Origin of the sequence: Candidatus Planktophila sp., from assembly GCA_030681675.1 — a bacterium.
Classification (GTDB): domain Bacteria; phylum Actinomycetota; class Actinomycetes; order Nanopelagicales; family Nanopelagicaceae; genus Planktophila.
Window position 1 is genome coordinate 147,377 of the sequence record JAUXRP010000040.1, and the last position, 20,313, is coordinate 167,689.

The 20,313-nt window shown below is 44.7% G+C and carries 20 protein-coding genes and 1 tRNA gene; 16 read left to right on the forward strand and 5 right to left on the reverse strand.

Translation table 11 applies throughout. The features are described 5' to 3' along the window. Both Q8K48_07795 and Q8K48_07800 read left to right on the forward strand, forming a co-directional pair. Positions 1-525 carry an isoprenylcysteine carboxylmethyltransferase family protein gene (locus Q8K48_07795; GenBank protein ID MDP1852298.1) on the forward strand — a complete coding sequence of 175 codons (525 nt, stop codon included), beginning with the start codon at positions 1-3 and terminating at the stop codon, positions 523-525. Beyond that, positions 522-1,544 (forward strand): FAD-dependent monooxygenase, encoded by a 1,023-nt coding sequence (locus Q8K48_07800; protein MDP1852299.1) that lies wholly within the window; start codon positions 522-524, stop codon positions 1,542-1,544. The genes Q8K48_07795 and Q8K48_07800 overlap by 4 nt, the downstream gene beginning before the upstream one ends. A gap of 138 nt (positions 1,545-1,682) precedes the next feature. Here Q8K48_07800 and Q8K48_07805 read toward each other — a convergent pair whose 3' ends face one another. Next, positions 1,683-2,039 (reverse strand): nuclear transport factor 2 family protein, encoded by a 357-nt coding sequence (locus Q8K48_07805; protein MDP1852300.1) that lies wholly within the window; start codon positions 2,037-2,039, stop codon positions 1,683-1,685. A 188-nt stretch (positions 2,040-2,227) separates the two neighbouring features. On the opposite strand from Q8K48_07805, the gene Q8K48_07810 reads away from it, so the two are divergent. From Q8K48_07810 to Q8K48_07830, 5 genes are read left to right on the forward strand one after another with little or no spacing between them, the layout of a single operon-like run. Beyond that, complete coding sequence (locus Q8K48_07810; GenBank protein ID MDP1852301.1) at positions 2,228-3,841, forward strand: carboxyl transferase domain-containing protein; 1,614 nt, start codon at positions 2,228-2,230, stop codon at positions 3,839-3,841. Then, positions 3,841-5,694, forward strand: coding sequence for a biotin carboxylase N-terminal domain-containing protein (locus Q8K48_07815; GenBank protein ID MDP1852302.1), 1,854 nt, complete (start codon positions 3,841-3,843; stop codon positions 5,692-5,694). The genes Q8K48_07810 and Q8K48_07815 overlap by 1 nt, the downstream gene beginning before the upstream one ends. Further along, positions 5,687-6,622, forward strand: a complete 936-nt coding sequence (locus Q8K48_07820) for a hydroxymethylglutaryl-CoA lyase (GenBank protein MDP1852303.1) — start codon at positions 5,687-5,689, stop codon at positions 6,620-6,622. The genes Q8K48_07815 and Q8K48_07820 overlap by 8 nt, the downstream gene beginning before the upstream one ends. Then, on the forward strand, positions 6,622-7,788 hold the full coding sequence (locus Q8K48_07825) for an acyl-CoA dehydrogenase family protein (GenBank protein ID MDP1852304.1): 1,167 nt from the start codon (positions 6,622-6,624) through the stop codon (positions 7,786-7,788). The genes Q8K48_07820 and Q8K48_07825 overlap by 1 nt, the downstream gene beginning before the upstream one ends. Then, positions 7,785-8,543: an enoyl-CoA hydratase-related protein gene (locus Q8K48_07830; protein ID MDP1852305.1), complete on the forward strand. Its 759-nt coding sequence runs from the start codon at positions 7,785-7,787 to the stop codon at positions 8,541-8,543. Before Q8K48_07825 ends, Q8K48_07830 begins: the two co-directional genes overlap by 4 nt. Before the next feature lie 11 nt (positions 8,544-8,554). Here Q8K48_07830 and Q8K48_07835 read toward each other — a convergent pair whose 3' ends face one another. Genes Q8K48_07835 through pdhA form a run of 3 tightly spaced genes read right to left on the reverse strand, consistent with a single transcriptional unit; the run spans position 8,555 to position 11,994 of the window. After that, positions 8,555-9,961 (reverse strand): dihydrolipoamide acetyltransferase family protein, encoded by a 1,407-nt coding sequence (locus Q8K48_07835; GenBank protein MDP1852306.1) that lies wholly within the window; start codon positions 9,959-9,961, stop codon positions 8,555-8,557. After that, on the reverse strand, positions 9,915-10,898 hold the full coding sequence (locus tag Q8K48_07840) for an alpha-ketoacid dehydrogenase subunit beta (GenBank protein ID MDP1852307.1): 984 nt from the start codon (positions 10,896-10,898) through the stop codon (positions 9,915-9,917). Before Q8K48_07840 ends, Q8K48_07835 begins: the two co-directional genes overlap by 47 nt. A 1-nt stretch (position 10,899) precedes the next feature. Then, positions 10,900-11,994, reverse strand: a complete 1,095-nt coding sequence (gene pdhA, locus Q8K48_07845; GenBank protein MDP1852308.1) for a pyruvate dehydrogenase (acetyl-transferring) E1 component subunit alpha — start codon at positions 11,992-11,994, stop codon at positions 10,900-10,902. Positions 11,995-12,148: 154 nt separating this feature from the next. Between pdhA and Q8K48_07850 the strand changes: the two genes are divergently transcribed. From Q8K48_07850 to Q8K48_07860, 3 genes are all read left to right on the forward strand, one after another. After that, positions 12,149-13,528 (forward strand): aminotransferase class V-fold PLP-dependent enzyme, encoded by a 1,380-nt coding sequence (locus tag Q8K48_07850; GenBank protein ID MDP1852309.1) that lies wholly within the window; start codon positions 12,149-12,151, stop codon positions 13,526-13,528. A gap of 128 nt (positions 13,529-13,656) precedes the next feature. Next, positions 13,657-14,187, forward strand: a complete 531-nt coding sequence (locus Q8K48_07855) for a hypothetical protein (GenBank protein ID MDP1852310.1) — start codon at positions 13,657-13,659, stop codon at positions 14,185-14,187. A 102-nt stretch (positions 14,188-14,289) separates the two neighbouring features. Beyond that, positions 14,290-14,362: transfer RNA gene (locus tag Q8K48_07860), tRNA-Arg, on the forward strand. A gap of 30 nt (positions 14,363-14,392) precedes the next feature. On the opposite strand, the gene Q8K48_07865 is transcribed toward Q8K48_07860, so the two are convergent. Continuing rightward, positions 14,393-14,959, reverse strand: coding sequence for an A24 family peptidase (locus Q8K48_07865; GenBank protein ID MDP1852311.1), 567 nt, complete (start codon positions 14,957-14,959; stop codon positions 14,393-14,395). 160 nt (positions 14,960-15,119) lie between these two features. Between Q8K48_07865 and Q8K48_07870 the strand changes: the two genes are divergently transcribed. The 6 genes from Q8K48_07870 to Q8K48_07895 are packed head-to-tail and all read left to right on the forward strand — an operon-like array spanning position 15,120 to position 20,308. Further along, the gene (locus Q8K48_07870; GenBank protein MDP1852312.1) at positions 15,120-15,377 is read left to right on the forward strand and encodes a Flp family type IVb pilin; all 258 of its coding nucleotides are present in this window, start codon (positions 15,120-15,122) and stop codon (positions 15,375-15,377) included. 36 nt (positions 15,378-15,413) lie between these two features. Further along, the gene (locus Q8K48_07875; protein MDP1852313.1) at positions 15,414-15,881 is read left to right on the forward strand and encodes a pilus assembly protein; all 468 of its coding nucleotides are present in this window, start codon (positions 15,414-15,416) and stop codon (positions 15,879-15,881) included. Then, positions 15,869-17,068, forward strand: coding sequence for a pilus assembly protein TadG-related protein (locus tag Q8K48_07880; GenBank protein ID MDP1852314.1), 1,200 nt, complete (start codon positions 15,869-15,871; stop codon positions 17,066-17,068). The genes Q8K48_07875 and Q8K48_07880 overlap by 13 nt, the downstream gene beginning before the upstream one ends. A gap of 17 nt (positions 17,069-17,085) precedes the next feature. Continuing rightward, positions 17,086-17,784, forward strand: coding sequence for a Flp pilus assembly protein CpaB (cpaB, locus tag Q8K48_07885; GenBank protein ID MDP1852315.1), 699 nt, complete (start codon positions 17,086-17,088; stop codon positions 17,782-17,784). Continuing rightward, on the forward strand, positions 17,781-18,950 hold the full coding sequence (locus Q8K48_07890; GenBank protein ID MDP1852316.1) for an AAA family ATPase: 1,170 nt from the start codon (positions 17,781-17,783) through the stop codon (positions 18,948-18,950). The genes cpaB and Q8K48_07890 overlap by 4 nt, the downstream gene beginning before the upstream one ends. Continuing rightward, positions 18,947-20,308 carry a CpaF family protein gene (locus Q8K48_07895; GenBank protein ID MDP1852317.1) on the forward strand — a complete coding sequence of 454 codons (1,362 nt, stop codon included), beginning with the start codon at positions 18,947-18,949 and terminating at the stop codon, positions 20,306-20,308. The genes Q8K48_07890 and Q8K48_07895 overlap by 4 nt, the downstream gene beginning before the upstream one ends. Positions 20,309-20,313 lie beyond the last annotated feature (5 nt).

The window sequence follows — 20,313 nt, forward strand, 5'->3', positions numbered from 1 at the left end:
ATGGAATATATCGCCTTTACGGTCTTACTTTTTCTCGTGACGTTGGAACGGGTAATTGAGCTAATCATCTCGAAACGAAACCTGAGATGGAGTTTTGATCAAGGTGGAATTGAATTCGGGCGAAGTCATTACAAATATATGGTTGCACTCCATGTTTTTCTACTTGGAGGTTCGCTCGTAGAAGTTTGGCTCTTCCGACCTACTCTCGTTCCATTCGTAAGTTGGGCAATGCTCTTCTTGGCTCTTGCTTCCCAAGCACTCAGATGGTGGTGCATTTTCTCGCTCGGAAAGCGTTGGAATACCTTGGTTGTGATTATTCCTGGCAAGTCTTTGATTGAAGCCGGGCCATATCGTTGGTTTAAACACCCTAATTATGTGGCCGTTGTCATCGAAGGTTTCGCGCTGCCGATGGTGGGGTTTGCATGGAGAACAGCGCTCGCATTTTCGCTACTAAACTTTTTTGTTCTCTCTGTCCGTATCCGAACCGAGAATGCAGCTCTAGCAACTTTGCCCCGCAATTCATGATTGATTTACTAGTTGTGGGCGGTGGTCCAGTCGGGCTTGTCACCGCAATTCATGCCGCTAGGGCGGGGCTAGAAGTATCGGTCATTGAACCACGTACTGGCGACATCGATAAAGCTTGTGGCGAAGGCTTGATGCCAGAAGCAGTAAGACACTTAACGGCTCTTGGGATAGATCCGCCCGGGATGGATTTTCATGGCATTCGATATATTTCCGGTAATCGAAAGGCAGAGGCACTTTTTACGCATGGCAGTGGGAGAGGTGTGCGCCGAACGACACTGCATGAATCTCTTCATGAACTTGCAAGGCAGGAGAAAATAAAATTTATCAATGGAAAAGTCGACACGATAGTAAATGAGAAGCTTTGGGTTGAAGCTGGGGGAATTCGGAGTCGTTACCTAGTAGGTGCAGATGGATTGCACTCGACCGTAAGGGGTCAGTTAAAGTTAGGAATACCTAGCGATAGCACATCCAATTCACGTTTCGGCCTTCGACAACATTTTCATATCGAGCCGTGGTCTGATTTAGTTGAGGTGTACTGGGTGAAGAATGCCGAAATTTATGTGACGCCGACAAATTCCCAAACGGTTGGTATTGCGGTGCTTGGCAAGAACGGAGTTAACTTTAATGAAGTTGTTTCGCATGTTCTGGCGCTCACACAACTCTTAGGAAGAGCAGAGTCTGCGAGCAAACTTCGAGGAGCTGGTCCTCTTCGGCAACGTGTTTGTGCTAGATCAGTAGGTCGGGTGCTTTTGGTTGGAGATGCAGCGGGCTACGTCGATGCACTTACTGGGGAAGGATTGCAAGTGGGTTTCGCTGAAGCTCAAGCTGCGGTAAGTGCGGTAGTAGCCGATGACACAAGTGGATATGAAGCCGAGTGGCAAAGAATCACCCGTTCGTATCGCTGGCTTACGAATGGATTGCTGTGGGCATCTTCTAACCGAATGGTTCGACCAGTAATAGTTCCTGCTGCACAAGTACTGCCACGCGTTTTTAATCGATTGGTCAACACGCTTAACTAGTCTCCGATTTTATAGTTCAACTCTCGGGACTACTAAATCTTTTGAATCGGTGTTTTCAATCGAGTGTTTAGGTGTTGATTCAACAAAGTAGAAAGCCTTTTCTAGAAAACTTGATCAAATTCAGAGTAAACCAAGTACTTAACCTTTAACGTACGAGAGTTTTTCGCTCACTTTCCCTCCCTGTACGCGCATCACATCAACTCCTCTAACGTGACCTTCTCCCCATGAGTACCTCCAACGAACTACACATCGGTTTTCGCAGGCAATCAACTCCTCCTCTTCGAATACAGCCAAGGGTGAACTCTTTAGAAAGCTACCTAGCTCCAATCGAACTTGAGTCTGACCTACATGTCGCGTTCCGTCTGGTGCTGGAAAAGTATTTTCAAAAATACAATCATCTGTCATTAAGGCCATAACGGCATCGATGTCATGATTATTAAAAGCATTATTGAAATCTCTAATAATTGACGCAGTTACTTGCGAATTCTCGTCCATATCTCTCCCTCGTTAATTCAATGAACTGGACACCCATAAAGGTAATCCCACTTCAAAAATTTGCCAAGAGTGTAGTTTTAAGAGCTAGGAGTTTCACCCTACTTAAAACTGAGGGCTAAAGCCCTCCATTTACAGCAAGAAAACCGCTATCCTATTAATATTAGAAAGCCTTACAACGGCGGAGGCGTATGAGTTTTCCACGGATAGTTAGCGCGATTGATACGCACGATTCTGGTTTCCACGAAAAGAGTGCGGCATTTCAAACGTTGATCAATGAATTTACCGAGCATATGGCAAAAGCGGCATTCGGCGGTCCGGAGGAGGTTCGCATTCGCCATGAAGCGCGGGGAAAACTTCTTCCTCGCGATCGAGTTAATCAACTGCTTGATCCAGGTTCACCTTTTCTAGAACTTTCACCGCTTGCAGCTCATGGAATGTATGACAATGAAGCACCTGGTGCGGGTTTAATAACTGGCATTGGAATGGTGAGCGGGCGAGCGGTGATGATCATTGCCAATGATGCAACAGTTAAAGGTGGAACCTATTATCCAATGACCGTGAAAAAACATCTGCGTGCTCAAGAAATCGCCTTCGTAAATAGATTGCCCTGTATATATTTGGTTGATTCGGGTGGAGCATTTTTACCGATGCAACATGAAGTCTTTCCAGATCGCGATCACTTCGGCCGAATATTTTTTAATCAAGCACGTCTTAGCGCGGCAGGAATTCCACAAATTTCTGCCGTCCTAGGAGCATGCACGGCGGGTGGTGCTTATGTTCCTGCTATGAGTGATGAAAATGTAATCGTTGCAGGCCAAGGCCATATATTTCTTGCAGGTCCACCGTTAGTTAAAGCGGCAACGGGGGAAGAAGTTAGTGCTGAAGATTTAGGCGGAGGTGCTATGCACTCACGTGTTTCAGGGGTAACAGATCACCTGGCAGAGAGTGAGGGACAAGCCTTAATGACGGTTCGCTCAATCATTTCTACCGTACCTAAGAGTGCGAGTTGGTTGATACCCGATGAAGAAATTGAACAACCTTTATACGACGGGGAAGAGATTCTTGGAATTGTCCCAACCGATACGCGAACAACATATGACATCCGTGAAGTCATCGCCAGAATCGTTGATGGAAGCCGTTTCTTAGAATTCAAAGCCGAATTCGGTGAAACTCTGGTGACCGGGTTTGCTCATATTGATGGGTACCAAGTGGGAATTATTGCCAACAACGGCGTTCTCTTTAGTGAATCTGCGCAGAAAGGTGCGCACTTTATTGAAATCTGTGATCAGCGAAAAATTCCGCTGGTATTTCTACAAAATATTTCAGGTTTTATGGTTGGCCGCGAATATGAAACTGGCGGAATTGCCAAACACGGCGCCAAGATGGTCAATGCAGTGGCCTGTGCGCGAGTACCGAAGTTCACAGTAATTATCGGTGGCTCATTTGGCGCTGGAAATTATTCGATGTGCGGTCGAGCATATGATCCTCGTTTTCTCTGGATGTGGCCGAACGCTCGCATCTCGGTTATGGGTGGAGAGCAGGCCGCTTCGGTTTTAGCGACAGTGAAGGGCGATCAACTAGCCGCTCGTGGTCAGGAGTGGAGTACGGAAGATATTGAGGAGTTCAAAGCGCCAATTCGCGATAAATATGAGAGCGAGGGAAGTGCTTATTTCTCAACTGCACGAATCTGGGATGATGGAATAATTCATCCTCAAGATACTCGTCGTGTTTTGTCCTTAGCGCTTTCAATCTCTGGGCTTTCGCCTTTACCTGAGACCTCTTTCGGAATTTTTCGGATGTAATGGTGTTTTCAAAAGTTCTCATTGCCAACCGAGGAGAAGTTGCACTTCGAATTCATTCTACATTGGAGAAACTTGGAATTGAATCAGTTGGAGTTTTTGTACCCGACGATTGGAACTCTCTTCATGTACAACGAATTTCACATAGCTACTTACTTGATGATTTACAGGGAAGTGGTTATTTAAATATTGAGGCGATAATTACAGCGGCGTTGCAAAGTGGCGCAGAGGCGATACATCCCGGGTATGGATTTTTGGCTGAAAATGCAGGATTTGCACAAGCGTGTATTGATGCCAATTTGGTATTCATCGGCCCACCTGCCTTTGCTATGGAAGCGATGGGCGAGAAGATTTCCGCTCGACATTACGCGATCAGCGCAGGAGTTCCAGTTGTGCCAGGTGCAGGAAGTTCAGGAATGGGAAATGAAGAGTTGCTCGAGGCCTGCAGTAATTTAGCTTTCCCTCTGCTTGTAAAACCTGCAGCCGGTGGCGGTGGCAAAGGGCTACACGTTGCAAGGAATATTGATGAGTTACGGGGAGTACTTCCAATCGCCCGTCGTGAGGCGAAGAGTGCATTCGGTGACGACAATCTACTCGTAGAGAAATACATAGTGAATGCGCGTCATATTGAGTTTCAAGTTGTTGCCGATAACCACGGAAACTGTATGCACTTAGGTGAGCGTGAGTGTTCACTACAACGACGCCATCAAAAAGTAATAGAAGAGGCACCAGCACCAAACATGTCAAACGAGAGCCGTAAAACAATGAGTGAAGCTGCGTTAGCGCTGACCTCTGCGATTGGATATCAGAATTTAGGTACGATTGAATTTCTTGTCGATGCGGATTCACCCGAGGTTTTCTACTTTATGGAGATGAATACTCGGCTGCAAGTCGAGCATCGAGTTACTGAATTGATTACAGGTTTAGATTTAGTCGAGTGCCAACTACGTATTGCCGCAGGTGAGAAATTAAAAGATGTAATTCCACAAAGAGTTTTACAAGGGCACGCCATAGAAGCACGCATTTATGCCGAAGATGCTTACAACGGCTTTCTTCCAACTGGTGGAATTATTGGAGTGTATAAAACTCCTGATACATCTGGCGCAATTATCGACTCTGCAATCATTAAAGGAACGGTAGTTTCATCTTCATTTGATCCGATGCTGGCTAAAATCGCATGCCGGGGTGATGATCGAATATCTGCTTTAAACAAGTTACACAATGCTCTGTCAAAAACTGTTGTGTTAGGCGTAACAACCAACATTGACTTTCTGATCGAGCTATTGAATCGCGCAGAGATTAAAGATTTTCAATACAACACAAATTATCTCGAGTCACATGAGTTCAAGCGAATGAATCCGCCGGTCGAGATCTTGGCGGCGTACTCAGCAATTGCAACGTCGGCATCAGTACATGGGTCTTGGCGCTCGGATGGATGGCGGATTCACGGCTCGCCAACCTCGACGATTTCTGCCTATATCGATGGGGTGCGCTATGGGGTTGCAGTCGCGAGTAGCTCAACGGTAGAGGTCGATTCATATCTCGATGATGCCGGTTACTGGATTCACCATCGATCTTTTGGTACTTGGCTAATAAAACAGGTCAATGAGAGAAGAGGCTTGAGTGATTCGTTGAGTGAAGGGATCGTCAGTCCAATGCCGGGGATGGTTATCGCCATCAATGTCTCACAAGGAGATCTGGTGAAAATCGGTGACCCACTAGTCGTCATAGAAGCAATGAAAATGGAGCATATAGTGCGTGCAAAGCGTCCAGGACACGTTATTAAATGCAATGTCTCCAGTGGGTCTAAAGTGCGTGTGGGACAGGTATTAGTAGAGGTGGTTGGAGATGTTTGATCGAAGTGGCTTACCTAAGGCCGTCACTGTTTATGAAGTGGGACCGCGAGATGGTCTGCAAAATGAAGCTCTGACTCTAGCGACTGACACGAAGGCAGAGTTAATAAGACGTTTAATTAACTCAGGTATTCCAGCGATTGAGGTGGCAAGTTTTGTTCGACCTGACACTGTGCCGGCGCTAGCCGATGCCGACGAACTTCTAACGCAGTTAACTCCATTGTTATCTTCTCATCGCATGAGCGCTTTAGTTCCAAATCAACGCGGGCTAGATCGTGCACTACACACAGGTCTGCGTGAAGTAGCCATTTTTGCCAGTGCCACCGAATCTTTTGCGAAAGCGAATTTGAATAACAGTGTCGCAGGTTCACTTGAAATATACAGCCATGTTATTAAAACAGCTGTTGAAGCTGGACTTCGCGTTCGTGGATACATATCAATGTGCTTTCGCGATCCATGGGAAGGCACAGTCGCAGCCGGGAAAGTAGTCGACGTTGCAGAGAGATTACTTGCAGATGGAGTAGCGGAGATTTCACTTGGCGATACCATCGGCACCGCGACACCGGGTGAGGTTATAGATCTAATAAATGCTTTGGATTCTCGCGGAATTTCGCGCTCGCTCCTTGCCGTCCATTTTCACGATACTTATGGCCAGGCGCTATCTAACACGTTAACGGCGATGTTGGAGGGAATCACAACCATCGACTCTTCAATCGGTGGGCTTGGTGGATGCCCATTTGCTAAGAGTGCCACGGGAAACTTGGCCACTGAAGATCTTGTATGGCAACTACATGGACTTGGGATTTCGACTGGAATTAATTTCGACGAGTTATTAGCGACAAGTAAGTGGCTGAGTGAAAAAAGTGGATTAAAGATTAGATCTAAGAGTGCAATAGCCCTAGTTGGTAACAGTAGATTGGTGGAGAAATAATGGATTCAGTCCTTAAGCAGTTATCGTCGGAGCATCAATTACTCGCAGAAACAGTGCGAGCCTTTGCCAATGAAGTTGTTGCACCTGTAGCCGCACTTCATGACCAAGAACAGTCCTTCCCTTATGAAATCGTAAAAGGAATGGCGGAGATGGGTCTGTTCGCACTGCCATTTCCAGAAGAAATCGGAGGAATGGGTGGTGATTATCTATCGCTGTGCCTTGCAATTGAAGAGTTAGCAAGGATTGACCAGAGCGTTGCCATCACACTGGATGCTGCAGTTGGTCTCGGCGCTATGCCAATTTATCGGATGGGAACCGAGGAGCAGAAAGAAAAGTATTTAAAACCACTCATTAGCGGCCAATCACTGGGTGCATTCGGGCTTACCGAATCCGACTCTGGAAGCGATGCGAGTGGTCTGCGTACAACGGCAAGGTTGGAAAACAATGAGTGGGTAATCGATGGAGCTAAGACGTTCATCACCAACTCAGGCACATCGATTACATCATTAGTGATCGTTGCATGTGTTACTGGCGTAAAGAACGATGGATCAAAGGAGATCAGCACGATAATCGTGCCAAATGGAACGCCAGGTTTTACCGTTGAACCCTCATATAGCAAAGTTGGTTGGCATGCATCCGATACCCACCCACTCTCATTTAACAATGTGCGAGTTCCCGCCAGCAATCTCTTAGGAGAGCGTGGACGGGGATATGCCAATTTCCTGCGGAGTTTGGATGAAGGCCGCATCGCAATTGCGGCCTTATCGGTGGGAGCGGCACAAGGCTGTCTTGATGAGTCACTGAAATATGCCAAGGAGCGTAAAACTTTTGGAAAACCCATAGGCCAACACCAATCAATCGCATTTAAAATAGCTGAAATGCAGGCACGAACACATATTGCACGGCTGGCCTACTATCACGCTGCCGCTCTTATGGATTCCGGGAGAGAGTTTAAAGCTCAGGCATCTATTGCCAAACTAGTTGGAAGTGAAGCGGCGATGGATAATGCACGCGAGGCAACTCAAATCTTTGGTGGCTATGGTTTTATGAATGAGTACTCAGTTGCACGACACTACCGAGACTCAAAAATTTTAGAGATCGGAGAAGGGACGAGCGAAGTACAGAAGATTTTGATTGCCCGAGACCTTGGCTTGAAGGCCGAATGACTTCTAATAGCCAACTTCTTTATGAAGTCTCCGATTCAATTGCGACGATAACAATAAACAGAGCAGATGCTCGGAATGCCCTTAACGCAGCGGTACGAAACGGAATTCGAGAATCACTTGAACTCTTTACTCATGATGAGAGAGCTAAAGTTTTAATAATTACTGGAGCCGGAGATATTGCTTTTAGCGCAGGGGCGGATTTAAAAGAAATGTCTGATCAGCGACTTACAGTTCCTGAGGATGATTTCATCTCCGATTTAAAGACCCCAAAGCCAGTTATTGCCGCGGTAAACGGTCTGGCATTTGGTGGAGGTTTTTATTTAGTTCAGCAGGCCGACTTGGTTATCGCAGTCGAGCATGCAACTTTTGGAATTACAGAGGCAAGACATGGACGAGGCGCACCCTGGGCAGCACATTTACCTTTATTAATTGCACCTCGTGTCGCACTGGAACTTCTCTTAACTGCCCAGCCAATTTCGGCCTCAAGGGCTCTAGAAATAGGTTTGGTTAATAAAGTGGTTGCCTCAAAGGCTCTTATGGAAACTGCTCGAGAAATGGCAGTTCAAATTGCCGCCAATGCTCCGCTTTCTGTAGCTGCGGGTAAAGCTATGGTTCGAAATACAATCGAATCAACTCTTGGAACTGGACGCTTGCGGGCCAATGAAATTTGGGATTCGGTTTACAAAAGTGCCGATGCCCAAGAAGGACCACGAGCATTTAAAGAAAAAAGAGCACCAAAATGGCTGGGTTACTAAAACGTTTTTAATTAAGGCGCGATAAGTGCAGAAGGATCTTGTAATAATTTTGCGATAGCGGTTAAAAATTTAGAACCTTGCGCCCCATCGACCAAGCGATGATCAAATGATAAAGAGAGTGTGCAAACTTGCCGTGCTAATATCTCAGAACCCACAACCCAAGGTCGGGTGACAATTGCACCTAAGCAGAGTATTGCCGATTCGCCAGGTGGCAAGATTGGAGTTCCAGTTTCAACTCCAAAGACACCGATATTAGTAATCGACATAGTGCCACCTGTTAACTGGCTTAACGATGCTTTCTTTGTACGAGCAGCGTCAACAACTTCTTCTATTGCCTTTGCAAGATTTTTAAAACTCAATTGTTCAGCGTCTTTAACGTTGGGCACTAATAATCCCCGATCGGTTGCAGTTGCAACTCCGAGATTTATGTAGTGTTTAGTAACTACCTCTTGTGATTCAGCATCCCAAAAACTATTTACCTCAGGTGTATTAGGCATTGCAATGCACATTGCACGTGCCAGCAGTGACAAGATGGAGAGTCGGATTCCGGAAAATTCAGGTGAGGTTCGAAGTCGATCTAACAATTCAATCGCACTGGTCACATCTACAGTGATAAATTCGGTTACGTGAGGTGCGGTAAACGCACTTGCTACCATAGCTTCAGCCATAACTTTCCGGACTCCGTGAATTGGGGTACGAGTCTCTTTTAAATTACTAACGCTTTTATTTTTTAGATTAGCCCCATTTTTTATTTGGTTGGCAGCGGCCAAAACATCTTCATGTGTAATCGAACCTTCGGGACCGCTGCCTATTAAAGAGAGTAAATCCACTCCACAATCTCTAGCAAGTCTGCGCACCGGAGGTTTCGCCAATGCAATTACCCGCCTATTTATTGAATCTGGAGCCTCTAATGGTTGTACAGGCACACTAAGTATTGAAGGTTTTGGTATCGGAGGTTTTGGAGCATCGGAGCGAACTGCTCCTACTTTGATTCCATAGTTTCGAGTAAGACGTTTCCGGTGCGAAGTTTCCTCATTTCGAGGTCCAGAACCGACCAAGATTTCGGTGCGCTCAGATTTTAATTCGGTGGTTTGTGCAACCGACGGCTTCTCTGTATCTAACTGGATGCGAATGATGGGCGTTCCTACATGAACAACTTGGCCCTCGTGGACCAGAAGTTCAAGCACCGTGCCAGAGAAAGGAGTTGGAAGTTCGACTAAAGCTTTTGCTGTTTCGATCTCAACAATAAGTTGATTGACCTGAATTTTTTCTCCCGCTGATACTTTCCATCCTACAATTTCGGCATCTTCCAAACCTTCGCCCACATCGGGAAGTAGAAACTCAAAAACTGAACCAGAAGTTTCCATGACCTTAATAACCCATCCACTTTTCAACTGCGTCGAGAATTCTCTCGGCATCTGGTAAGTAATCATCCTCTATTCGACTTGGAGGATATGGAACGTCATAACCTGTCACTCTCATCACAGGTGCTTCTAGTTTATAAAAGCACTCTTGGCTCAGGCGTGTAGCTATTTCTGCACCAACTCCTCCGCTGCGAGAAGCTTCATGAACTATGACGACGCGACCAGTTTTATTAGCAGATTTAATTAACACAGGCATATCTATTGGACTTAAAGAGCGTAAATCAATAACTTCAAGAGTGACTCCATCTTCAGCTGCAAGTCGAGCAGCTTGCAAGCATGTAGCAATGGTCGGACCGTAACCAATAATTGTGCAATCTGAACCATCGCTTAAAACTCTTGCTTCATGCAACGCCGATATTTCGTTGAGATGTAAATCAGTGTCGACCTCACTCTTTTGCCAATACCGCCGTTTTGGTTCTAGAAAAATAACGGGATCATCACTAGCAATGGATTGTTGGATCATCCAGTAAGCGTCATTTGAATTAGAACATGTAACGACTCTTAAACCAGGGGTTGCAGCAAAATACCCCTCTGGAGATTCACTGTGATGTTCAACGGAGCCAATGCCACCTCCGTAAGGAATTCTTATGGTGATGGGGAGGCTCAATGCACCGGCCGAGCGAAAGCGCATTCGTGCGAGCTGCACAACGATCTGATCAAAAGCTGGGAAGACAAAACCATCAAATTGAATTTCGACAACGGGCCGAAATCCGTAGAGCGCTAAGCCAATTGCCGTTCCCACAATTCCAGATTCAGCTAATGGAGAATCAATCACACGCTCGTCCCCAAAAGATTTTTGAAGTCCTTCGGTCACGCGGAATACACCACCTAGCTTGCCAATATCTTCTCCCATGAGAAGTACCTTGGAATCAGCATCCATTGCGCGATGTAGACCTTGATTGAGGGCATGAACGATACTGAGTTGGGGCATTTTAATTATCCTGAGATCTAGAGAGAATTGTTTCGACTTCTCTCCTTTGCTCATCGATATTCAGATCGGATTCAGCATAAACATGGTTGAACATCGATAGTGGATTTGGATCTGGAAGCTTTCGACACTCATCGCGCATTCTTTCGCTTAATGTGGCAGCTTCATCAGATATTTCACTCTCTAACTCTTTATTGAGAACGCCTTTCGCGCGCAGGTAGACCTTTAATCTCTCGATTGGATCTCTATCTCTCCACAGTTCAACGTCGCTAAAAACCTGATATTTGGTGGGGTCATCTGATGTTGTATGTGCGCCCATTCGATAAGTAATTGCTTCAATTAAAGTCGGACCTTGACCTGAACGCGCTCGATCTAACGCCTGCTTGGTAACTTCATAGCAAGCAATGACATCGTTTCCATCTACTCGTATGCCGGGAATTCCGAAACCTGCGGCACGGTATGCAAGGGGCACTCGACTTTGACGTCTTGTTGGTTCAGAGATTGCCCACTGATTATTTTGACAGAAAAATACAACCGGCGCTTGGTAAGAAGCCGCAAATACAAAAGCCTCATTAACATCGCCTTCGCTCATGGCGCCATCACCAAAGTAGGCCATTACTGCTTGATCTTTTTCCGCATCGCCGGTTTCAGTGTTCCTAGAGAGGTAAGCTCCCATGGCATAACCAGTTGCATGTAATGCATGGGCTCCAATAATAATTTGGTAACCATAAAGGCGATATTGATTTGCATCCCATCCTTGATGCTTTGTTCCCCGCCAAAAACTAAGCATGTCAACTGGATCTACTCCGCGGCACCACGCAACCCCATGTTCACGATATGTTGAAAAAGCAAAATCCTGTTTTTTCATAGCGCGGGCGGAACCAATTTGTGCCGCCTCTTGTCCAAGAAGTGGTGCCCACAAGCCAAGCTCACCTTGCCGCTGCAGCGCCGTTGCTTGCTCATCGAGGGCACGAACTAAAACCATGTCTCGGTAAAAATCAATTAACTCTGAATCGCTCAATGTTGAAATGTATTGTGAATCGTTAGAGAATGAGCCATTGCTATCTAGCAGTTGAACGACGGAATCGGATTGATCCATCGGACCTCCGTTTATGAGGGAGTGAGTCAAGGACGAAAAACTTGTTGTACTAAGCTCAATGATTCTAACCATAGCGAGCCCGAAGGTACAAGCGTTGCAAAAAACTTTTCCTGAGATATATCCTTCAGACTCAGATTCCAGGAGAGGGATATCAATGAGTGCAGCGGGCGAGAGCTATGAAGAGACACTAAATATTGCAGTAAAACATTCTCAAAAGTGGCTCAACTCGATTCCCACCCGCGATGTTAACCCGGCCAAAACGGCCGATGAGATAAAAGAGGCATTAACTTCGTTTTTACCAGAAGGTCCAACAGATCCTTCGCTTGTTGTAGAAAAACTTGCGAGCATTGGCGAAGCAGGTTTGATGGCGATGGGGTCAGGTCGTTTTTTTGGTTGGGTTATAGGAGGAACCCTTCCAGCCGCTCTTGGGGCTGATTGGTTGGTGAGCACATGGGATCAAAATGGTGCAACAAGAGTTGCGACACCGACCACTGCGGCGGTAGAAGAGATTGCCGCAAAATGGCTCTTAGAGATTTTGGGTCTTCCACTAACTGCCGATGTTGGCTTTCCAACCGGTGGAATGATGGCGAATTTCACTGGATTAATTTCTGCCAGACAAAAAGTTTTAACAGATGTTGGTTGGGACTTAGATCGAAAAGGTTTGTTTGGTGCACCTTCCGTTCGTGTTCTAGTCGGTAAGGAGAGACATGACACGGTCGATCGCGCTCTTCGCTATCTTGGATTAGGTGAACCGATTGAAATTGACGTTGATTCGCAAGGACGCATTCGAGTGGACTCACTTAAGTCGGAGCTTGAGAAAGAGAGCGGTCCAACAATTCTCTGTTTACAGGCAGGAAATCTTCACTCAGGTGCATTCGATCCATTTCGCGAAGCGATTGAACTGGCGCATAAACACAACGCCTGGGTTCATGTCGATGGAGCCTTTGGTCTGTGGGCTTTAGCCTCGCCAACTCTTCGCCCAGCTTTGGATGGAGTCGAACTAGCTGACTCATGGGCAACAGATGCACATAAAACATTGAATGTTCCCTATGACTGCGGAGTAACAATAGTGGCGCACCCCGCCGTTTTACGTAGCACGTATGGAGTGCATACAAGCTATTTAATCCCGACAGAAGGGGATATGGGGGAGCCATCGGAAAAGGTGCCGGAGTTTTCACGGCGCGCTCGCGGCGTTCCAGTCTGGGCGGCATTACATTCACTTGGCCGGCGTGGAATCGCTGAATTAGTAGATCGCTTGGTGGCAAATGCAAGGTTATTGGCGAAAGAGTTGTCGAAAATTGAAGGCTGCGAGTTACTCAATGACATCACTTTTACTCAAGTCTGTTTTGCATTTGAAAATGATGCTCGCACAAATGAAATTTGCGCACTATTAATTGATGATCCTTCAATGTGGATATCTGGTTCGAAATGGAAAGGTCGTAGCGTGCTTCGTGTTTCAGTGAGTAATTGGTCAACTACTTCTAGTGATATTGCGGTAGCAGTTGAAGCTATTCGAAGGGCTGCCTCTCACTAAGTAAGTGAAAAATTTACGATAAGCATCAATTATTTTCATATAAAAATTAATTGACTTCAAAGCAAAAATACCTTCCATTTAACAATTTAATGAGGTATGTTCATAATATCCTTAAGGAGGATAAATAAATGTCACTTCTCTATGGCAAGACAATGAAATTTCGACTATTAACTGGAGCGTCACTTATTAGCCTTTCTTTATTATCATTCTTCTCACCCCCGGCATCTGCCGCAGGTGGTTTTAATGACAATGGATATAACTACAAGGCAAGAATTTTCTCAGGTCCTGCCGATGGCGTGGACAAAGTTTTGGATGGAAAAGTTTGGGGCGATTCAACATACGCCTCCGACCACTTAGTAATGAAGTGGAACGCTGCATGGGATGCATGTAAAGCAAACGGTTATGACAATCCAAAGTACTGTGCCGGAGCGTGGGATACAAATGAATGGAATGGAAATGTTGCCGGAGGTTCTGGTTGGAGCGAACATATAAAAATTATTTGGGTCGGTTCTGCAGCCGAAAAAAGTGTGTACTGGGTTGATGGCGGATACTCCATTTGGGGAAACTATGAAGTTATCTCAGATAAAGCGATGGATCCGGATCATATGAAAATAATCTGGGCGGCCGGAAGTCCGAGTGGTTTAGGTTTTTCTAAATAGCGAACTCTAAATAGGCGAGGCATTACGCAGTTTTCATCCTTGCGTAGTGCCTTTTCTGTGTGGCAATGGATCTTTCTTTCACACGGTATTCTTAGCAATCCAGCGCGCGTAGCTCAACGGATAGAGCATCTGACTTCGGATCAGAAGGTTGGGGGTTCGAGTCCCTCCGCGCGCACAGTGTGATGTCTCGGACAAAAATGTTTTTTTAGGAGTTTATTGACCACAAGTTAATTATCTCCTGGGCTTTATTCGCACCGAAAAAAATCGATACCCACGCTCCTATTAGCAAGTAGGGGCCAAATGGAATTAGCGTTTTTCTGTTGGCTTTTTTGCTCACCAATAAAATTAGCCCACATGCTCCCCCCAAGATAAAAGCCACAATAAAACCCATGACTAATACGGGCCAACCAAAGGGAGCAATTAATGCCCCCAGCATTATTGCGAGTTTTACATCACCCATTCCCATTCCGCCGCGCGAGAAAAGATAAAGCACTAAGAAAGCACTTCCCGTAAGTAGGGCAACACTCAAAGTGTGTATTACTGGTCCGAGACTGCTTTCCTTTATAGCTAGAATTATTGAAACTCCAAGACCTGCAATGAACCCCGTAGAGGTAAACGAGTTTGGCAGTCTGTGCTCTTTGATATCTGTAACCACAAGAGGCACAGTTACGGTAGCTAGTGCAATTAGGGATAGTAACTGGATAGACCAGCCAGTAACTAAGTACGAAGCCACATATAATAGGAAAGTTGCAGGAATCACAATTTTAGCCATGGAGTCGAGCGTATCGCACCACTCAGCGACACTTAAGAGTCAAATTAAATGAAACGCTTATATTTTCAGCCAATCACCCATACACTTACCATTAAGGATTACGAATTACTCCCAAATTCGTTGGGAGTTTCCCCTTGTCGCCTTTAGGAGGGTGCGTATTATGACAGGCTTTATTGTTAAAGGGATTATCACGGCCAATCAGGTTCTTGAAGGATTGAAAACTAAAGTTGAATCCATACATTCTGATGAGCGTGGAGTCACTGCTGTTGAATATGCGCTCATAGTTGGTTTGATCGCTATCGTGATTATCGGTGCGGTTACATTACTTGGAACAAGTGTATCAAATCTATTTGCCAGGGCACGTTGCGCAGTAGTTGGTGGGGTTTGGACTGCCGCAACGAATACCTGCAGTATTTAAGTTTGAATTCTAGCTTTCGAAAAGGTTCTTCCTTTCGTGTTAAACATATTAAAAATACAAGGAAGAACCTTCTCTGACACTAAAGGCGTAGCAGCAGTTGAATTTGCACTTGTATTGCCCTTACTTCTACTACTTATAGTTTCACTCATAGATTTTGGACGTATTTTTTTCGTCCAAATAAGCATTACGAGTGCGAGCAGAGAGGGAGTTAGGTTGAGTTCGTTGTATAGCAATGGAACCCCTACCCCTCAGAACGTCATAGATTTAGTAAATTCAAGTGCTCCAGGAGCTGCGGTTTTATCTCAACTTGCAAACGTAGCCGCTTTGACTGTAGTCCAAACGCCCTGTTCAACAACTACTTTAAATGAAAATACTACGGTTGATGTTTCGACTAATTTCAAATGGTTACTACCGGTCGGGGTATTGACGCTTGTCTCCCCAAATTCAACACTTGCCAATGACTTCACAATTCGATCAAGAGGAGTTATGAGATGCGTTGGATAAAGGGTAAGAGCGAATCAGGAACAATCGCTCTTATTGTCGCAATTCTTGTTTCTTCTTCGCTAGTTATTGGAATGTTTGTGATCGTGGCAGATACCGGCTCTTTATTTTCAGAAAGGCGGGTAATTCAAAATGCCGCAGATGCTGCAAGTTTGGCACTTGCCAGAGAGTGCGCCAATCTCGGAAATGGTGTCATAGATGGAGTTAGTTCTGGCTACTCAGGCCCGGTTTGTACTAGCCCTATAGATGCTAAAGATTTTGCCCAAAAATACGCAAACCTTAACTCCCCAGATTCACTTACAGATGTAATTGAGGTGTGCGGGCAATCCCCACTAAATTCATGTTCTAGTAATTCGGGGGCGATATTTGACTGCAAAACTGTTGATCTTAAATATTTAAACTATATTCGAGTCACTACTTCAACTAGAACAACGCAAGGTACTTCTATAGAGAATGTTTTTTCCAATATTTTAAATCAAAATGACGCTGGTACAACCGTTCCTGGCTGTGCACAAAGCGCCTGGGGTAAATCTAGTTTTGCTCCAATTTTTTTCCCAATGGCTCTTCCAATCTGCGATTACGCATTGGGAGGGACGAGAATTATTAAAAGCTTTTCCTCTAATGACCCTGTCGTTACTGGTGGATGCACAGTTACAGATTTAAATGGGGTCAATTTTTATTATGCCTCACCTACAAAAGGCTTCAGTTTGTTAGCAAATATTGGCTGTCCGGGTGTGACTTCGCAGCAAAGTGTCAGGGTGGCTGACTTACTGACTTCCGAACCCTCGCTCTTACAGGTGGAGAAGCCATGTTCAGATATCGGCTTAAATTTTTATTCCCAAGTTTCGAGCTTCATCAATGTAACTCTCTTCGTACCAGTAGTTACAAGCGTTATATGTTCAAGTACAAGCGTCAACTGTCAAGGAAGTTACCAATTCGAAGTTGCAAGCTTCTTTGCATTCAAGCTATTGGGTTTGAGATTCAAGAACTCTGGATTAGCAGGGGTAACTCCTGCATGCCCAACTAATGAAATATGTGAGAGCAGCACGAATTATTGGCCTTCCTACTGCGATAGCACGGCCTTCTGTGTTTACGGTACATTTGAACGTGCAGCTGCACCCGGTGCAGATGTTTCGACAGATCCAAATTTTCCATCAATCGGAGCTCAAGCAATCCAACTACTTCCATGAGAAAAGGAAATTGCTAGATGAAAAAAGTGATATTCAGTGCAAAGAAGGGCAATCTACAACTACTCGGAATATTGCTACTTTCAGTACTGACTGCCACCATCATATTCGTTTACACAGCAGGTATTGAATCCAGAATTACATCGCAGCAGGAATTAATTCCAACTCTTATAGTGGGGCAACCCATCCCTGTTGGGACATCGTTAGGCACTGCATTTAGCAGTGGGTTAATTCAGATTACGCAAGTTCCGCGCCAATCTTTGCCCCCTTTTGCCATAACAAGTGTCAATGATTCAAATGGAGCACTTGTAGCACTCAATGAACTTCATCCCGGCCAGTTTGTGACCACGCCAAATTTTGGTGAAAAAGCTACAAATACCTCAGCTCTTAAAGTCCCACAGGGAATGCTTGCAGTAACTGTGATGATTGGAGAACCTGAAAAAGTTGGCTCTTTTCTACAACCAGGTTCAGAGATTGCAATTTTTGGAACTAAGGAGGGTACTTCTGGGGCAAGAATCACAAGTGTTCTTTTTCCCCAAATTACAGTTCTTGCTATTGGGAATCAAATTCATGCCGATACTTCCGGTCAGGTCCCAGCAACCTCATCGGTATTGATTACAGTAGCAGTTACTCCTGAACAGGCACTAAAACTAATACACGCAACAAGAACTGAAAATCTTTACTTTGCTCTACGCTCAGATGGAGTTGAGATAAAGTGACCATAGTATTGACAGATGGAACTGATGATGTTCAACGCTATCAATTCACCTTAGGAGAAAAAGTCGATGTGACGGACTCAGTCACTGAACTATACGATTTGATTTCCAAGAAGCCAGAAGAAAAATTAATTATTATTGGCCCAAATATTAAATTGGATACAGCAAGATCTATCGGCGTACATTTTAGGCTTGAACGCCCTGACATTGGTGTAATTCTCATACGCAAGAGAATAGAGATCGGTATTCTTACAGAGGCACTTCGGGCTGGGCTGCGGGAAGTAATTAGTAGCGAGGATGCTGGTGCATTGGTTGCAGCATGTAAACGATCACTCACTATTTCACAACAGATTATTGAGAACTCCACGCATGAAGGGCCGAGCACGACACAGGGAAAAGTCCTTATTGTTTTCTCTGCAAAAGGTGGGTGTGGGAAAACAACAACGGCTATAAATTTGGCGTATGCCTTAAGTTCGGACGTCAAAGCGAAAGTAGTGCTACTTGATTTTGACCTTCAATTTGGCGACGTTGCTATAGCTTTGCAAATTGATCCAAAGAAAACTATAAGTGATGCAATAAGTATGCAGAATAATATAGATGAATTAGGAATTCAATCACTACTAATTAATCAAGAAGACAACCTAGATATTCTTTTAGCGCCAACCAATCCAACGGATATAGAATTTATTAGCGCAAAATTGGCTGAGAATTTAATAGATAAGCTAAGACAGAGTTACGACTACATAATTGTCGATTCCCCGCCCGCCTTTACCGACGTTATACTACAGGTCTTCGATATGGCAGATCGCTGTTTCCTACTTACTACATTAGATATGCCAGCAATAAAAAATTTGAGATTGGTGAAAAACACACTTGAAGCATTAAGTATTCCTAAATCAAAACTTGAGTACGTATTAAATAAAAGTGACTTGAGAGCCGGCCTCGGAATCGCAGAGGCAGAGGAGATGATCGGAGCACCATTTTCAGTTCAAATTCCATCTAGTGTGGAGGTTTCAGTATCAACAAATAAGGGTGTTCCAATCGTGCTAGACAGTCCACAAAATCCGGTGAGCAAAGCTTATATTTTCCTTGCTAGAAGCACAGATCGCCGTTTCCGCCGCAATAAAACTGTCGAGAAACCCAAATTCTTCTTAAGGAGAAATCGATGAGCCTTTCCAAACGCTTACAGCCGGGAGATCCAACTGAGGCAAAATCCTTTCCGAATATTGAAACATTGAGAGAAAGAATAGAAACTCTTCCTATCGAAGAGGAGGATAATCAACATCTTAAAAACCGGGTTCTTGAAAAACTAATACAATCTCTCGGTCAACAGCTTTATTCTGGACAAATTGAAGATGCAGTCCTTGAACAGCACGTATATGAAGCCATTGCTGATGTTTTCTCAGTTAGCGAACGCTCTCTTACAAGTTATGACAGAGCAACTCTGGTGCAGCAGATTACCGATGAGATTTTGGGACTTGGGCCATTACAATCATTACTCCGAAACTCAGAGATAACTGAAGTGATGGTAAAGAGATTCGATCAGATTTTTATTGAAAAAGGTGGTCGAATTTTGCAATCTGAACTTAAATTTAGTTCGGAGGAACACCTGCGCCGGACAATCGAAAGAATTGTAAGTCAGGTTGGTAGAAGAATTGACGAATCGAGTCCAATGGTTGATGCTCGCTTACAAGATGGAAGCCGAATAAACGCAGTTGTACCACCAATTGCAATTGATGGTTCAACAATCACAATTAGAAAATTCTCACAGGATCCATTTACCAGTAAAGATTTAATCGCAATTGGAACTATAAGTATCGACGCAATGAATTTTCTGGCAAGTTGCATACAGGCAAAGTACAATATTGTGATTAGTGGAGGAACTGGATCGGGTAAAACAACCACTCTCAATGTTCTCTCCTCTTATATAGGTAAAGACGAAAGAATTATTACAATTGAGGATGCTGCAGAATTACAGTTACCTCAGGAACACGTAATTCGTCTTGAGTCTCGCCCTCTTAATACCGAGGGGAAAGGCATTATTACCATTCGAGATTTAGTGAGAAATGCTTTGAGAATGCGCCCAGATCGAATAGTCGTAGGAGAAGTTCGTGACGGAGCGGCCTTAGACATGCTGCAAGCGATGAACACGGGCCATGAAGGATCATTAACAACTGTGCACGCAAACACTTCTAGGGATGCACTAATGCGTATTGAAACTATGGCACTTATGGCCGGTATGGATCTTCCAGTGGAGGTGATCCGTCAACAAATAGTGGGATCGATTGACATTATTGTTCAACAAAGTCGCATGCGCGATGGATCGCGCCGCATTACTCAAATAAGCGAAGTAGTAGGTCTAGAGGCCAACGTGATTCAGATGCAGGATCTCTATACCTTTAAACACAATCAAAATCCAAAATCCCCACATCCGGGAGAGTTAGTGTCTACCGGTTTATTAGTCAATCAAGGAAGTCACAGATCTGTGATTAACTCAACTCCCACAAAGCAAAGCGATAATGCGTAAAAAAT

Coding starts and splice junctions, on each gene's coding strand:
- Q8K48_07795 (MDP1852298.1), top strand. CDS start 1: ATGGAATATATCGCCTTTACGGTCTTACTTTTTCTCGTGACGTTGGAA.
- Q8K48_07800 (MDP1852299.1), top strand. CDS start 522: ATGATTGATTTACTAGTTGTGGGCGGTGGTCCAGTCGGGCTTGTCACC.
- Q8K48_07805 (MDP1852300.1), bottom strand. CDS start 2,039: ATGGACGAGAATTCGCAAGTAACTGCGTCAATTATTAGAGATTTCAAT.
- Q8K48_07810 (MDP1852301.1), top strand. CDS start 2,228: ATGAGTTTTCCACGGATAGTTAGCGCGATTGATACGCACGATTCTGGT.
- Q8K48_07815 (MDP1852302.1), top strand. CDS start 3,841: ATGGTGTTTTCAAAAGTTCTCATTGCCAACCGAGGAGAAGTTGCACTT.
- Q8K48_07820 (MDP1852303.1), top strand. CDS start 5,687: ATGTTTGATCGAAGTGGCTTACCTAAGGCCGTCACTGTTTATGAAGTG.
- Q8K48_07825 (MDP1852304.1), top strand. CDS start 6,622: ATGGATTCAGTCCTTAAGCAGTTATCGTCGGAGCATCAATTACTCGCA.
- Q8K48_07830 (MDP1852305.1), top strand. CDS start 7,785: ATGACTTCTAATAGCCAACTTCTTTATGAAGTCTCCGATTCAATTGCG.
- Q8K48_07835 (MDP1852306.1), bottom strand. CDS start 9,961: ATGCCGAGAGAATTCTCGACGCAGTTGAAAAGTGGATGGGTTATTAAG.
- Q8K48_07840 (MDP1852307.1), bottom strand. CDS start 10,898: ATGCCCCAACTCAGTATCGTTCATGCCCTCAATCAAGGTCTACATCGC.
- pdhA (MDP1852308.1), bottom strand. CDS start 11,994: ATGGATCAATCCGATTCCGTCGTTCAACTGCTAGATAGCAATGGCTCA.
- Q8K48_07850 (MDP1852309.1), top strand. CDS start 12,149: ATGAGTGCAGCGGGCGAGAGCTATGAAGAGACACTAAATATTGCAGTA.
- Q8K48_07855 (MDP1852310.1), top strand. CDS start 13,657: ATGTCACTTCTCTATGGCAAGACAATGAAATTTCGACTATTAACTGGA.
- Q8K48_07865 (MDP1852311.1), bottom strand. CDS start 14,959: ATGGCTAAAATTGTGATTCCTGCAACTTTCCTATTATATGTGGCTTCG.
- Q8K48_07870 (MDP1852312.1), top strand. CDS start 15,120: ATGACAGGCTTTATTGTTAAAGGGATTATCACGGCCAATCAGGTTCTT.
- Q8K48_07880 (MDP1852314.1), top strand. CDS start 15,869: ATGCGTTGGATAAAGGGTAAGAGCGAATCAGGAACAATCGCTCTTATT.
- cpaB (MDP1852315.1), top strand. CDS start 17,086: ATGAAAAAAGTGATATTCAGTGCAAAGAAGGGCAATCTACAACTACTC.
- Q8K48_07895 (MDP1852317.1), top strand. CDS start 18,947: ATGAGCCTTTCCAAACGCTTACAGCCGGGAGATCCAACTGAGGCAAAA.